At 29.1% G+C, this 14,015-nt stretch carries 14 protein-coding genes, 1 riboswitch and 1 other annotated feature; of the genes, 8 read left to right on the top strand and 6 right to left on the bottom strand.

Translation table 11 applies throughout. The annotated features are described in order from the left end of the window. Positions 1–215: 215 nt before the first annotated feature. On the top strand, positions 216–1,175 hold the full coding sequence (locus tag GPX08_RS11690) for a D-2-hydroxyacid dehydrogenase (RefSeq protein ID WP_156626997.1): 960 nt from the start codon (positions 216–218) through the stop codon (positions 1,173–1,175). A 72-nt stretch (positions 1,176–1,247) separates the two neighbouring features. Further along, positions 1,248–1,444, top strand: a binding site (T-box leader). A 56-nt stretch (positions 1,445–1,500) separates the two neighbouring features. Further along, on the top strand, positions 1,501–3,171 hold the full coding sequence (leuA, locus tag GPX08_RS11685; protein ID WP_156626996.1) for a 2-isopropylmalate synthase: 1,671 nt from the start codon (positions 1,501–1,503) through the stop codon (positions 3,169–3,171). 94 nt (positions 3,172–3,265) lie between these two features. On the opposite strand, the gene aspD is transcribed toward leuA, so the two are convergent. Beyond that, complete coding sequence (aspD, locus tag GPX08_RS11680; protein WP_156626995.1) at positions 3,266–4,918, bottom strand: aspartate 4-decarboxylase; 1,653 nt, start codon at positions 4,916–4,918, stop codon at positions 3,266–3,268. Between the two features lie 360 nt (positions 4,919–5,278). Beyond that, a riboswitch (glycine riboswitch) is annotated at positions 5,279–5,376 on the top strand. A 144-nt stretch (positions 5,377–5,520) separates the two neighbouring features. On the opposite strand from aspD, the gene GPX08_RS11675 reads away from it, so the two are divergent. The 5 genes from GPX08_RS11675 to GPX08_RS11655 all read left to right on the top strand — a co-directional run bounded on the left by GPX08_RS11675 (position 5,521) and on the right by GPX08_RS11655 (position 9,190). Continuing rightward, the gene (locus tag GPX08_RS11675) at positions 5,521–6,900 is read left to right on the top strand and encodes an amino acid carrier protein (protein WP_156626994.1); all 1,380 of its coding nucleotides are present in this window, start codon (positions 5,521–5,523) and stop codon (positions 6,898–6,900) included. Positions 6,901–7,007: 107 nt separating this feature from the next. Next, the gene (locus GPX08_RS11670) at positions 7,008–7,169 is read left to right on the top strand and encodes a hypothetical protein (protein ID WP_156626993.1); all 162 of its coding nucleotides are present in this window, start codon (positions 7,008–7,010) and stop codon (positions 7,167–7,169) included. 324 nt (positions 7,170–7,493) lie between these two features. Further along, positions 7,494–8,465 carry a mannosyl-glycoprotein endo-beta-N-acetylglucosamidase gene (locus GPX08_RS11665; protein ID WP_156626992.1) on the top strand — a complete coding sequence of 324 codons (972 nt, stop codon included), beginning with the start codon at positions 7,494–7,496 and terminating at the stop codon, positions 8,463–8,465. A 20-nt stretch (positions 8,466–8,485) separates the two neighbouring features. Next, on the top strand, positions 8,486–8,992 hold the full coding sequence (locus GPX08_RS11660; protein WP_156626991.1) for a GNAT family N-acetyltransferase: 507 nt from the start codon (positions 8,486–8,488) through the stop codon (positions 8,990–8,992). A 42-nt stretch (positions 8,993–9,034) separates the two neighbouring features. Beyond that, the gene (locus tag GPX08_RS11655) at positions 9,035–9,190 is read left to right on the top strand and encodes a hypothetical protein (protein ID WP_156626990.1); all 156 of its coding nucleotides are present in this window, start codon (positions 9,035–9,037) and stop codon (positions 9,188–9,190) included. A gap of 197 nt (positions 9,191–9,387) precedes the next feature. Here GPX08_RS11655 and GPX08_RS11650 read toward each other — a convergent pair whose 3' ends face one another. After that, positions 9,388–9,657 (bottom strand): acylphosphatase, encoded by a 270-nt coding sequence (locus tag GPX08_RS11650; RefSeq protein WP_156626989.1) that lies wholly within the window; start codon positions 9,655–9,657, stop codon positions 9,388–9,390. 139 nt (positions 9,658–9,796) lie between these two features. Here GPX08_RS11650 and GPX08_RS11645 point away from each other — a divergent pair, with 139 nt between their 5' ends. Continuing rightward, positions 9,797–10,207, top strand: a complete 411-nt coding sequence (locus GPX08_RS11645) for a nucleoside-diphosphate kinase (RefSeq protein ID WP_156626988.1) — start codon at positions 9,797–9,799, stop codon at positions 10,205–10,207. Positions 10,208–10,263: 56 nt separating this feature from the next. Here GPX08_RS11645 and GPX08_RS11640 read toward each other — a convergent pair whose 3' ends face one another. The 4 genes from GPX08_RS11640 to potA are packed head-to-tail and all read right to left on the bottom strand — an operon-like array spanning position 10,264 to position 14,009. Next, positions 10,264–11,325, bottom strand: a complete 1,062-nt coding sequence (locus GPX08_RS11640) for an extracellular solute-binding protein (protein ID WP_156626987.1) — start codon at positions 11,323–11,325, stop codon at positions 10,264–10,266. Continuing rightward, positions 11,312–12,124, bottom strand: a complete 813-nt coding sequence (locus GPX08_RS11635; protein WP_156626986.1) for an ABC transporter permease subunit — start codon at positions 12,122–12,124, stop codon at positions 11,312–11,314. The genes GPX08_RS11640 and GPX08_RS11635 overlap by 14 nt, the downstream gene beginning before the upstream one ends. Next, positions 12,118–12,966 (bottom strand): ABC transporter permease subunit, encoded by an 849-nt coding sequence (locus GPX08_RS11630; RefSeq protein ID WP_156626985.1) that lies wholly within the window; start codon positions 12,964–12,966, stop codon positions 12,118–12,120. The genes GPX08_RS11635 and GPX08_RS11630 overlap by 7 nt, the downstream gene beginning before the upstream one ends. Continuing rightward, positions 12,966–14,009 carry a polyamine ABC transporter ATP-binding protein gene (gene potA, locus GPX08_RS11625; RefSeq protein ID WP_156626984.1) on the bottom strand — a complete coding sequence of 348 codons (1,044 nt, stop codon included), beginning with the start codon at positions 14,007–14,009 and terminating at the stop codon, positions 12,966–12,968. Before potA ends, GPX08_RS11630 begins: the two co-directional genes overlap by 1 nt. Positions 14,010–14,015: the final 6 nt, after the last annotated feature.

The raw sequence follows: 14,015 nt of genomic DNA, 5'->3' as shown, positions 1-14,015 counted from the left end.
AATTGATACTTTTGTTTAGCCTGCTTATTCAAACCAAACTTATATAGTTTATCAGAATGACAGCGTGGGCATTTTATATTAGTCTTGTTCATTGTTCTTCTCTCCTTTTCTAAGGGGGTATTATTTAATTTCGCAAACCTATTGTATTTCCTTGGATTGAGAAGAGCAATGTTCATATAACTTAACAGATCGTATAAATTACATAGGAGGGAATTATGAAAAATATAGTTATTTTAGATGCTAAAACTTTAGGTGCATTAGATTTTAAGGAACTTGAGAATATAGGTAAGGTTACGTATTATGATTCAACAAAGCCAGAAGAAGTTAAGGATAGAATTAGTGATGCTCATGTAGTTTTAACTAACAAGGTTGTTCTTAAGGAAGAGAATCTAAAAGATGCAAAGAACTTAGAGTTAATTTGCGAAACTGCAACTGGATTTAATAACATTGATATAGCTTATGCAAAGGTTAATAAAATCGCAGTAACTAATGTAGCTGGATATTCAACTAATACCGTAGCCCAACATACTTTTGCAACTGTATTAGCACTATATGATAAGATTGCATACTATGATAATTATGTGAAATCTCTAGCTTATGCTAAAAGTGGATTATTCACAAATGTAAGTGTACCATTTTATGAACTTGAAGGAAAGACTTGGGGAATAATTGGCCTTGGTGCAATAGGTAGAAGAGTTGCTAAAATAGCAGAGGCATTTGGAGCAAAAGTTATTTATTATTCAACTTCAGGAAAAAATTCTAATAGCGAATATGAAAGAGTTGAATTTAAAGATTTATTAGATAAATCAGATATAATATCTATTCATGCACCATTAAACAAAGATACTGAGGGATTAATTAATTATGAAGCTCTAAGATTAATGAAGAAGAATGCAATCTTAGTTAACATGGGAAGAGGTCCTATAGTAGTAGAAAAAGATTTAGCAAAGGCTATAGATGAGGATTTAATTGCAGGAGCTGCTTTAGATGTTTTCGAAGTTGAGCCTATTAAAGAAGATAATCCATTAACATCTGTAAAAAACATAGATAAGTTAATATTAACTCCGCATATAGCATGGGCAAGTGTTGAAGCAAGAGATAGGTTGTTTATGGAAGTGGTTAAGAATATAAAAGCTTTTTATAATGGAGAATTAAGGAATAGACTGGAAGTTTAAAATATTTAGAAAATTAAAAAAGAATGTTGACATTGGAAAATTTTTATAGTATATTACTAATTAACTCAATAATTAAAGGCTTGGAATGAGAGTAGTAGAAGGTAAGATATATTAAAGAGAGTAGGGGGATGGTGAGAGCCCGCATATAATCGCTTTTGAACTCGCTCAGGAGCTACAAGACTGAAGGGGTATTAGGTCTTGTCGGTATATATTACCGTTATTTTAATTAAGTTATAAACTTGGATGGTACCGCGTGAATCGCTCCAATATTTGGAGGATTTACGCGGTTTTTTATTTCCAAAATAATAAGCAAGGGGGCATTTAAATGAATTACAAAAAGTATAAAAAATTTCAAACTATTAAATTAAAAGAAAGAACATGGCCAGACAAAGAGATAGAAAAGGCTCCAATTTGGTGTAGTGTTGATTTAAGAGATGGTAATCAAGCACTTATTAATCCTATGAATGTTGATGAAAAAATAAAGATGTTTAATTTATTAGTGGAGCTTGGTTTTAAGGAAATTGAAGTAGGTTTTCCTTCAGCATCACAAATAGAATTTGAATTCTTAAGAACATTAGTAGATAATAAATTAATTCCAGAAGGGGTAAAGGTTCAAGTTTTAACTCAAGCTAGACCACATCTTATAGAAAGAACTTTTGAAGCTTTAGAAGGAGTAAAAGAGGCAGTCGTCCATATTTACAATTCAACTTCTATACTTCAAAGAGATGTAGTTTTCAATATGAACAAAGATGAAATAAAAGCTATTGCAGTTAACGGTACTAAGCTTGTTAAGGAATATACTAAAAATTTTAATGGAAAAGTTTATTTAGAGTATTCTCCAGAAAGCTTTACTGGTACAGAGGTAGAATACGCTTTAGAAATATGTGAAGCTGTTTTAGATGCATGGGGTGCTACAGAGGAAGAAAAAGTTATTATTAATCTTCCTTCAACAGTTGAAATGGATACTCCAAATGTATTTGCAGATCAAATTGAATGGATGAGTAGCAAGTTTTCTAATAGAAACAGAGTTATATTAAGTGTACATCCTCATAATGATAGAGGTACAGGTGTTGCAGCAGCTGAACTTTCTATATTAGCAGGAGCAGATAGAGTTGAAGGAACTTTATTTGGAAATGGTGAAAGAACAGGAAATGTGGATATTATTAATTTAGCATGTAATATGTTCTCTCATGGAATAGATCCAGAGCTTAAGTTAGACAATATTAATAAGGTTATAGATATTTATGAAAAGTGTTGTAAGATACCTGTTCATATAAGACATCCATACGCAGGGGAATTAGTATTTACAGCATTCTCAGGATCTCACCAAGATGCAATTAATAAGGGTATGAAAAAATATATGGAAAGAAGTAGTGAATATTGGGAAGTACCATATTTACCAATTGACCCTAGTGATTTAGGTAGAGAATATGAGGCATTAGTAAGAATTAATAGCCAATCTGGAAAAGGTGGAGTTGCTTTTGTTCTTGAAAGTCATTATGGATATAAGATGCCTAAGAAGATGCATAAAGAATTTGGTGCAGTAATCCAAGAAGTAACTGAAAAATGTGGTGAGATTTCTCCAAAAGTTATTATGGACAAGTTCAATGAAGAATATTTAGCTATAGAAGAGCCATTTAAATTGGTAAAATTCAAAGTTGAAGATAATGATAATATAGGAACTGATGGAAATAATACTACAATAAACATTACAGTGACTTATAAGGGAGAAGAAAAAACATTTAAGGCTAATGGTAATGGACCTATTAACTCATTAAAGAAAGCTTTAAATAACAGTAAATTAATAGAAACTACTGTTTTAGATTATGCTGAACATTCTTTAGGTGAAGGCTCAGAAGCTAAAGCTGCTGCCTATGTAGAAATGAAGAGAACTGATAATGGAAATACTACATTTGGTGTAGGAGTTGATAGTAATATAACTATAGCTTCTATAAAAGCAGTGTTTAGTGCTATAAATAGACTTTATAGAGATTAATTATATAATAGCTTCCAATATATAAATCTGTTATTTGTGACCAGATAAGGGGCAATAGATTTTATTATTGGAAGCTATATTTTTATATTATTTCTTATAAATTAATTGCATTATTAATTTCAATTGCTGCTTCATTATTTTTATACTCATTAAGTAGGTTTAAAAGTAAGCTTTTAATAGCTTTACCTATAATAAAGTAGAAATTATCATTTAAATTAGCTAAAGATATTCTAAAAGACCATTCTGAAGAGGCAAATCCATCTCCATTAAGTAATATAATTGAATATTCATTAGCTAAATCATAAAGTATATCAAAAGGCGTGTAATTTTCTAAAATGTAATTTGAAAAGTCTTCGCCATGAAATTTTTTTGACCAGTCAATTACATTAATTTCAGTATAGTAAGAAGCGTCCATAGAGTTATCAATAACTTCTGATTCTAAACCTTCGAATAATAATGCTTTTCTTCTTTTGCATATATTAATAGTAGAATTTTTATATTCATTTTTTCTATCGATAAGAGTAAATCCACAGAATAATGCCATCTGAACTTGCTGTGGAGTTGAAAGCCCCGCAGTGTGATTTAAGGCTACTTTCCTGCTATCAGCAACTAGTCTATCAATAAAAGTAATATCCTCAGGATTTAAGCTTAGGTGCTTGTACCTATTATTTATATTAACTTTATTAGGTGAGTTATTTATTAATTTATTAAAAACATTATTTTTATGTAAAAGGATAGTTCCGAGTCTCCAGCCTGTAACTCCAAAATACTTTGATAATGAGTAAACTCCTATTGTGTTATAAGGTAAATATGAAATTATCGATTTAAAATCGTTAATAAAAGTACAATAAACATCATCAGTTATAATCATTAAGTCCTCATTATACTTTTTCACAACATCTACTAAGTTTTCAATACATTCATTAGTAAGAGCTATAGAAGCTGGATTATTTGGATTTACTATAAATAATGCTTTTATGTTTTTGTCTTTAAGCTTTTCTAATTCTTCTCTTGAATATTGATAAGTTAAGTTGTTATTTTCATCCACTTCATTAGCATGAATTTTAATAACATTAAAATCATATTCGGGCAAATGAGGGATTTCTAAATAAGGTGTAAAGATAGGTGTCATTAATGCAATTGTATCTCCCTTATTAAGAAGGTTATTATGTACTAACGAATCAAATATATAGCACATAGCGGCTGTTCCGCCTTCTACAGAAAATATATCAAATTCATTATTATATGTAGTAGAGCATCCAAGTTCTTTCATTAAATAACTGTTAACTATCTTTTCTATATGAAGAAGATTTCTATCTGGGTATGGATAATTATCTCCAATAATTCCATCAACTAATTCGAATAAAAAATCATCTTCATTAAAATTGTATTCACGGATAGAAAAATCTATTATATCTTTCAGCAGAGTAACTCCTTTAGTGGAACTATTTACGTTGCAATAGTTAATAAATCTTAAATAAATTCCTTTTTTGTTAGCCATTCCAGCAAGATTATTTAAAGAAAAAGTTCTTTCACATTCTTCTATTGCAAAACTACCTAAGGCAAAAAAAGCTTGTCTTGGAGTTGTAGCAATCCAATTAGGGTTTCCCCTTCCGGCATCTAATACTGTACCCTTAAATCTATCTTTATTTAAATTTGCTAGTGCAATTAGCTTGTCTTTAAATTCAAAAGGACTTACTTTTCCATAGAGATCTTTAAGAGTATTTTTATCTAATCTCTTCTTCATTTTGATTCTCCTCCTTTGATTAGCAATTATTCCTATATTAATAGTATATATATTAACTAAGAAAAATCAATTAATTCTTGCAAAAATACTATTATATGAATTAAATATTGCAAAAAATAATAATTTATAAAAAATAAATAATTATTCTGGGTTATTATTAGTAAAATTATAAAGATAGATATATAATTTTATTCGTTTTGTACATGTTTACATTTAAAGAGTTAAAAAAGGTATTGAATATCTTTGCATATACATATATAATAACAATATAATTTTATAACGTTCGGTTGAAGGTAGCGGGAGAGTGATTTGTTTAAATCCACCGAAGAAGTAAATCTTTCAGGTATTAGGACCGTTACTGGACGAACCTCTGGAGAGACTCGAAAAGAGCACCGAAGGAGCAAGATAGCTATATTATGGCTATTGAAACTCTCAGGTAAAAGGACAGGGGATAAGATAGGATGCTACAGCATAATTTAAAGTGAAATATTTATAAGAAGACTCATTTTGTGGTTAAAAATAATTATTCATTTTATATTATTAATTGGAAGTACTTTACTATCTATTCTCCTCCGTAAATACAATTTAAGGGGGATTTTTTTATGTTAAAACAAATTGAAGCTTTTTTAAATGCAGTTGATGCTGTAATATGGGGACCACCACTACTTATTTTATTAGTCGGAACTGGTATATACCTGACATGGAAACTAAAATTATTACAAATCTTTAGATTACCATTAGCTATTAAGTACATTTTTTCAGAAGAAGGTAATGATGAAAATATAAAAGGTGATGTTTCAAGTTTTGGGGCCTTATGTACAGCTTTATCAGCAACTATAGGTACAGGAAACATAGTAGGTGTTGCAACAGCTATTAAAGCAGGGGGACCAGGAGCCTTATTTTGGATGTGGATAGCAGCCTTTTTTGGAATGGCTACTAAATATGCAGAAGGTGTATTAGCCATTAAATATAGAGAAGTAGATGAAAATGGTCAAATGTCAGGTGGACCTATGTATTATATAAAAAATGGATTAGGATTAAACTGGCTTGCAAAGTTATTTGCTATATTTGGAGTAGGGGTTGCCTTACTAGGAATTGGTACATTTGGACAAGTTAAATCTATTGCAGATGCTGCATCTATCGGGTTTAACATACCAATTATAGTAACTGCAGTAGTAGTAACATTCTTAGTTGCACTAGTAACTTTAGGTGGAATTAAAAGAATTTCCAAAGTATCTGAAACAGTAGTTCCTTTTATGGCAGTTTTATATATAGTTGGAGTTATACTAGTATTATTTTTTAATTTTAATAAAATTCCAGCTGCTGTTTCTTTAATTATAGAAAGTGCTTTTAATCCTCAAGCAGCTTTAGGTGGAGCAGTTGGTATAACCATCACTATAGCAATGCAAAGAGGAATTGGAAGAGGGGTATTTTCAAATGAAGCAGGACTTGGAAGTGCACCAATAGCAGCAGCTGCTGCTAGAACTAATTCACCAGTAAGACAAGGTCTAATATCAATGACTGGAACTTTTATTGATACTATAGTAATTTGTACAATGACAGGATTAGTCATAGTTATTACAGGAACATTTAACGGTTCCCTAGAGGGTGCAGCTCTTACAACAGCAGCCTTTGAAATAGGTTTACCTATAGCTGTTTTAGGAAAATATATAGTTAATATTGGACTTATGTTCTTTGCTTTCACTACTATATTAGGTTGGAATTACTATGGTGAAAGATGTATAGAATACTTATTTGGAGTAAAGGGAATTAAAACTTATAAATTAATATTTATTGCATTAGTAGCTGTTGGACCTTTCTTGCCATTAGAAATGATATTTATTATAGCTGATATAGTAAATGGATTAATGGCATTCCCTAATCTAATAGGATTAATAGGACTAAGAAAGGTAGTAATATCTGAAACAGAAGAATATTTTAAAGAGTTAAAAGAAAAGTCGGAAATAATAGAAGTAGTTTAAATAATATAGTTAATAATTAGATAGTTTGAATACTGAGATAATTAAATCTCAGTATTTTTTTATTTTAAAAAGAGGAAAATATCTGCTATATTGAACTATCTTATAAGATGGCGGCGCAGAGGGATTTTTATGGAGAAAAAACATTAATTATAGAAGATGAGACAGGTATAAAAGAAATATTGGAACATACCTTTCAAAAAGAAGGATTTATTGTAAATGCAGCTACTACAGCTGAAGAAGGGATTGCATTACTCAATTTTCTTAGGTAAATATAAATTAATTCTTAAGTTTTAATAATAAGATTTAATTATAAGAAATATTATTATAATATATAAGTTGTAATAAGAAGTATAAGATGCTGTAGTACAATGAATAATTAAGAGTGAATAATGAAAAAACAATGAGAAAACTCCTTTAGGAGTTTAAAAAACAATTAATTTAACTTAGATAAAAATTAAATACTATATAGATTTCAATTTTGATATTTTACTAAATAATTATTTTGACTTTTAATTTTATAGATTAATAGTAATATAGATAATTAATTTAAAACATAGATGATATTAAGTGAATTTAAATTTGGAGGGGTGAATTTGATATATAAGGGTAGTTATAAAGGGTTAAATAATTATAATAAAGTTAAATTTAATAAAAAAAATAAAAAAATTATAATTTTTTTATTAGTATTTTTTATCACGGTGATGTCTGTAATTACAGTAAAAATTTCTGGATTATTTAATAATTTAAGTAATAAGATGATTCTATCTAAGGAAGAAATACAAAGTTATATAGATTTGGCGGATAAATATACTACAAATGGATATCAGTTAAATTGGCAAGAAGTAGCTGCAGTAAATTATGTTATAAATGATGATAGTTTTTCAATAAAAGATGATACATTAGAGATGGCAGCAAATAGTTTTATTAAAAAAGATAAGGATGGGAATGTTGTTGGATTAAATAATTTTAAGTCAGCAATGAAGTCTTTAGGTTTAAAAAGTAGTGATGAAAAAGAGGCAACTGAAAAATTAAATATTTTAAAAAACAACTATATTCATACTGAACTTGCAAATGATACTGAAAAGAAGGATTTTATTAAAAGTATTGAAGATATAGCCTATGACAATTATAAAAAATATGGAATTCTTCCATCGATAACAATATCACAAGCTATTTTGGAATCAGGATGGGGAGAGTCTACACTATCATCAAAATATAACAATCTTTTTGGTATTAAAGCTGATGGTAGATGGAGTGGAGATAGTGTTGATTTAGAAACAATGGAAAATTATGAGGATGTAATAGTAGGAGCCTTTAGAGCTTATGATAGCTTTAAAGAATCTATAAAGGATCATGGAAAGTTCTTATATGAAAATGAAAGATATGCTGAAAATGGATTATTTAATGGACAAACATATAAAGAGCAAGCACAAGCTTTAGAAAATGCAGGGTATAGTACTGCAAAAGATGAGGTTGGAAATCTAATATATGGCGATAAGTTAGTTAAAGTTATTCAAGAAAATAATTTAATGGTATTTGATACAGAAGCTAAAAGAAATAATTAGAATTTATGGAGGCGAGCTTAATGGATTTTAGATTAGCTATTATGGATGATTTATCACAAATTAAAATTGTCTATAAAGAAATAATTAAAATTATGGATGATAATCAAATTCAGATATGGGATGATATTTACCCTTGTAACTTTTTTGAAGAAGATATAAAAAATAATCGTCTTTATATATTACTGAATAATAATGAAGTTGTATCTGCTTTTGTTTTATGTGATAAAAATGAAGGCGAAAAAAGCGTGGAATGGAAATATGATTGTGGTAAGGCCTTATATTTAGACCGTTTAGGCGTAAATGTGAATTATTCAAGAAAAGGAATAGGTAGTTTAATGCTTATTAAGGCAAAGGAAATAGCTAAAAAATTAGGGGCTGAATATCTGAGACTTTTTGTTGTTGATATAAATGAACCTGCTATTGGTTTGTATATCAAAAATGGTTTCACAAGAGTTCCTGGCATTTATGAGGAAGTTATTGATGATGATCTTGTTTTATATGAATATGGGTATGAGGTAGAGCTCTAATTAGAGTAACAAATTAGAATTTGTAGGGGATATTTATTATGAATGCAGAACAAATGTAGACTGAATATAAAAAAAGAAATAATAGTATTAAAGACGAGTATGAAGCTTGGGCATTTGTATATGAATGAAGCTGGTAAGGAATTTAACGAATATATGGAAGTTGTATGCGAAGAATTTAAAGTGGTATTTAAAATTTAAATTCCAATTTGTTGTTTAGATAATTGAATATATAAGAAGAACAAAACTAAAAATATTATCAAAATACCGCACTATTCAAATGATATGCGGTATTTTTTCTTAGTAATTCAAAGCTATTACAAAGTACATTTTATTCAAAACTCTCTTAGAAGTTTTTTCCTTAATTATGCATTATAATTAAAAAAATGCTGAGAATTTTATCGTACTTTAAATTTTCCTTCAGAGTCTACAAGGGGTATTTCTTTTTTTGAAATAGAAGTAACTCTTATAAAGTAGTTACCTTTACTAATCAAACTTACAAATTTAGCTAAGGATTGTTCTGTTCCCTGAACTTCCATTTCTACCATCCCATTAGACATATTACGTACCCAACCAGTTAAATTAAGGCTCGTGGCATTCATTTGGCAATGAAATCTAAAGCCGACACCTTGGACTCTACCATCTACAACAATATAGTATCTAACCATAAATACCTCCTTATTCATATATTTATAAGAATTATAGCATAATTTATTGAAAATTTTAAATATTTTCTAAATTTATGTTAATAAAAATAGACAATAGATGGTATAATTTAGAGGAGAGTTTTTTTATGGAGGAAGATATATGGAAAGATCATTAGTCTTGATTAAACCAGATGCAGTAAGGAAGAAATTAATAGGCAAGATCATTAGTAGGTATGAAGAAAATGATTTAAGTATTATTAAACTCAAAATGGAAACCATTACTGAAGAATTTGCTAACATCCATTATGCAGAACATATTGGGAAGGGATTCTATAAAAAATTATTATCATTTATTACTTCAGGTCCTCTATGTGCATTAGTTCTAGAAGGAGAAAATGCAGTAGAGAAGGTTAGAGAAATAAATGGTAATACAGATCCAGAGGTAGCTAAAGAAGGAACTATAAGAAATTTATACGCAGATAATAAAACAGAGAACTGTGTGCATGCTTCTGATAGTATAGAAAATGCAAAAAGAGAAGTTGAACTGTGGTTTAAGGAGTTAAATAATTAACATTTTATTATGTAATAAAGTCTACTGCATATGGGTTTGCAGTAGACTTATTATGATTAATTAATTTTTACTTTTAACCAAGCATCATCATATAGCTTAATTTTATTTCCTAAATCAATAAAGATTTCACATTTATCTAAAACCTCTTCTGATGGATATACTGTTTCATCTTCTTGAGTTTCCTCATCTAAAAGTTCATATGCACCCATGTTTGGAGTAGCATATCCAATGTAATCTACATTTTCAGCAGCATTTTCAGGTTCAGATAAGAAGTTTATAAACTGTTCAGCTTCGGTTTTATGTTTAGCTCCTTTAGGGATAACCATAACGTCAAACCATTTATTAGAACCTTCTTTAGGAACTACATATTGTAAGTTTAAATCAGGAGCTTCCTCTTGAATATAGATTGCATCTCCAGAATAAACTGTAGCAAATATTGCTTCACCATTTATCATCTTATCCTTTACTTCATCCATTACATAAGATTGAACTAGAGGCTTTTGTTTGATTAGTTCATTAACAGCTTCATCTAACTCTTCTTGATTTGTAGAATTTAATGAATATCCAAGTCTAGCTAGTGAAATTGCAAGAGTATCTCTAATAGAATCAAACATAAATATTTCGCCTTTATATTTTTCATCCCATAAAGCATCCCAGCTATCAATTTCCTCATCAACTCTATCAGCATCATATATTATACCAATTGTTCCCCACATATAAGGAATAGAGTATTCATTGCTAGGATCATAAGAAAGATTTTTAAAGTCTTCTCCAATATATTTAAAGTTAGGTATATTATTAAAATCTATTTTTTCTAGCATATCTTCTTTAATCATTTTTTCAACCATGTAATCAGAAGGGAAGATTAGATCATAGGTACCAGGGCTATTTTTAACTTTTTGATACATTATTTCATTAGACTCATAAGTATTGTATATTACATCAATACCAGTTTCTTCTTCGAACTTTGAAATTAAGTCTTCATTAATATAGTCACCATAGTTAAAAACATTTAATACTCTTTTACCATTTTCTTCGCTATTACCACATCCTACAAAAAGAGAGGTAGTTAATGCCAAAGAGGATACAACAGCCAATAATTTTTTAAGCTTTTTCAACTTTATCCCCCCTTGATATAAATTCTTTTCTATTTGCAATTAATAGAAGTGTTAATACTGTTACAAACATTAGGGTTGAAAGAGCATTAATTTCAGGCTTAATTCCTCTTCTAGCCATAGCAAATATTTCTATAGAAAGGTTAGTAACTCCTGGTCCTGCAGTAAAAAAGCTTATAACAAAATCGTCTATAGACATTGTAAAGGCCATAAGCATACCTGCAAAAATACCAGGTCTAATTTGAGGTAATATTATCTTTCTCAAAGTATATGAAGGTGTTGCTCCTAAGTCTAAGGCAGCATCTTCAATGTTCTCAGGTAATTGTCTAAGCTTTGGTAATACTGCAAGTATAACATAAGGGATGTTAAATGTTATATGTGCTAAAAGCATAGTAGTAAAACCAAAATCTAATTTAGTAAGAGGTCTTAAGAAGATAAATAAACTCATTAAGGAAATTCCTGTTACTATATCAGGGTTTAGCACTGGTAAATAATTTATATTTAGTAATAGTGCCTTTTTTGGCCCCCTCATTTTATTAATTCCAATTGCTGCAAGTGTACCTATTACAGTGGCAACTAGTGATGAAATAACTGCAATTACTACTGTAAAGAATAGTGCTTGCATAATAGTTTCATTTTGGAAAAGTTCTTTATACCATTTTAAGGTAAAGCCTGACCAACTTCCCATAGTCTTAGAATCATTAAATGAAAAGATTATTAAGGCAGCAATAGGTAAATATAAGAAAATAAATATTAATACTAAGTAAAATCTCTTAATGAAATTTTCAAAACCTTTTACCATAATTGTCCGCCTCCTTCCTTAGAATCTGATTTATCAAACATATTCATAATAGCCATACAAACTAATATAATTACCATCATAAAGATAGATATAGATGAACCGAAGTTCCAATCACCCATCATTGTAAATTGTTGTTCAATTAAGTTACCTAAAAGCATGTATTGTCCACCACCAAGTAATCTAGAAATTACAAAGGTAGATACAGCTGGCATAAACACCATTGTTATTCCTGAGATAACTCCAGGCATACTTAGAGGTAAAGTTATTTTTCTAAATATTTGCATTCTGCTAGCACCTAGGTCAGCAGCAGCATTTAGTAAGTCATTATCTATTTTAGTTAAAACAGTATATATTGGTAAAACCATAAAAGGTAAGAAGTTATATATCATACCTAAAATAACTGCACCATCATTATATAAGAAGTTAAATGGTCCAAGTCCTATTTGTGCTAACATATTATTAATGAATCCATTCTTACCTAAAATAGGTAACCAAGCATAAGTTCTTAAAAGGAAGTTCATCCACATAGGAACTATAAATAACATAATTAATATACTTCCTTTAGATGGTTTCATTTTAGAAATTATATATGCCACAGGATAGCCTAAAATTAAGCACCAAAAAGTTGATAATAATGCAAGTTCTAAACTTCTTCCAAATACTTTAATATATTGAGGTTGAAGCAATCTATAAAAGTTTTCTAATGAAAAACTATACCCTCCATCAGGGTTAGCTATTGTAAAGCCGAAAAATAATACTATTAATAAAGGAATTACTATGAATAAACCACTCCAAAATATAAATGGATAAGCTGATAGACTTTTTCTATTTATTTTTTTCATTATTGAGAAACCTTTCTCATAATATGAATATCTTCAGGGTAAATATCTAGTCCCACTTCAGAATTAACTTCAGCAAACTTAGTATTGTGAATTATCCAAGTTTTATTTCCTTCTTCAACTTCCATTTCATAGTGAACTCCCTTAAATATAATTGACTTTACCATTCCTTTAAGCATTCCATCATTAGCATCAACTATTTTAATATCTTCTGGTCTTACAACTACATCTATTAATTCATCCTTATTAAAGCCTTTATCTACACAATCGAATATTCTATTACAGAATTTAACCTTATAATCTTCAAGCATTACTCCATCTAATATATTACTTTCTCCAATAAAATCTGCAACGAATGCATTAGAAGGTTCATTATATATATCTTCAGGAGATCCCATTTGTTGAATCTTTCCTTTATTCATAACTATAATTGTATCTGACATAGTAAGTGCTTCTTCTTGATCATGAGTTACGAAGATAAATGTAATTCCTAGTCTTTGTTGAATTCTTTTAAGTTCTAATTGCATTTCTTTTCTAAGCTTTAAATCTAGTGCACCAAGAGGTTCATCTAATAAAAGAACTTCTGGTTCATTAATTAGTGCTCTTGCAATAGCAACTCTTTGCTGTTGACCACCACTCAAAGATTCTATTTTTCTTTTTTCAAAACCAGTTAAAGATACTAGTTTTAGCATTTCTTTAACTTTTGAATCTATTTCATCCTTAGGAGTTTTCTTGATTTTTAAACCAAAAGCTATATTTTCATATACATTCATATGAGGGAATAAAGCATACTTTTGGAATACGGTGTTTACTGGTCTCTTATATGGAGGTAATGTGGATATATCAGTACCATTAAATAAAACCTCACCATTATCAGCCTCTTCAAAGCCTGCAATGATTTTAAGAGTAGTAGTTTTTCCACATCCGCTTGGACCAAGTAATGTTAAAAATTCATTTTTTCTTATTTTTAAAGAAAGATCATCTAAAACACAGTTATCTTCAAAAGTTTTAGAGATTCCCTTTATTTCAATTATATTTTGTTCCAAAATAAA

The sequence above is a fragment of the Clostridium tertium genome (genome assembly GCF_902652255.1).
Lineage (GTDB): Bacteria > Bacillota > Clostridia > Clostridiales > Clostridiaceae > Clostridium > Clostridium tertium_A.
This window is presented reverse-complemented; position numbering and strand designations above follow the sequence as displayed.

What these genes read in the sequence shown, in the direction of transcription:
- GPX08_RS11675 (WP_156626994.1), top strand. Translation starts at nt 5,521, where the DNA reads ATGTTAAAACAAATTGAAGCTTTTTTAAATGCAGTTGATGCTGTAATA.
- GPX08_RS11635 (WP_156626986.1), bottom strand. Translation starts at nt 12,124, where the DNA reads ATGGTAAAAGGTTTTGAAAATTTCATTAAGAGATTTTACTTAGTATTA.
- GPX08_RS11690 (WP_156626997.1), top strand. Translation starts at nt 216, where the DNA reads ATGAAAAATATAGTTATTTTAGATGCTAAAACTTTAGGTGCATTAGAT.
- leuA (WP_156626996.1), top strand. Translation starts at nt 1,501, where the DNA reads ATGAATTACAAAAAGTATAAAAAATTTCAAACTATTAAATTAAAAGAA.
- GPX08_RS11660 (WP_156626991.1), top strand. Translation starts at nt 8,486, where the DNA reads ATGGATTTTAGATTAGCTATTATGGATGATTTATCACAAATTAAAATT.
- aspD (WP_156626995.1), bottom strand. Translation starts at nt 4,918, where the DNA reads ATGAAGAAGAGATTAGATAAAAATACTCTTAAAGATCTCTATGGAAAA.
- GPX08_RS11650 (WP_156626989.1), bottom strand. Translation starts at nt 9,657, where the DNA reads ATGGTTAGATACTATATTGTTGTAGATGGTAGAGTCCAAGGTGTCGGC.
- GPX08_RS11655 (WP_156626990.1), top strand. Translation starts at nt 9,035, where the DNA reads ATGCAGAACAAATGTAGACTGAATATAAAAAAAGAAATAATAGTATTA.
- GPX08_RS11645 (WP_156626988.1), top strand. Translation starts at nt 9,797, where the DNA reads ATGGAAAGATCATTAGTCTTGATTAAACCAGATGCAGTAAGGAAGAAA.
- GPX08_RS11630 (WP_156626985.1), bottom strand. Translation starts at nt 12,966, where the DNA reads ATGAAAAAAATAAATAGAAAAAGTCTATCAGCTTATCCATTTATATTT.
- GPX08_RS11670 (WP_156626993.1), top strand. Translation starts at nt 7,008, where the DNA reads ATGGCGGCGCAGAGGGATTTTTATGGAGAAAAAACATTAATTATAGAA.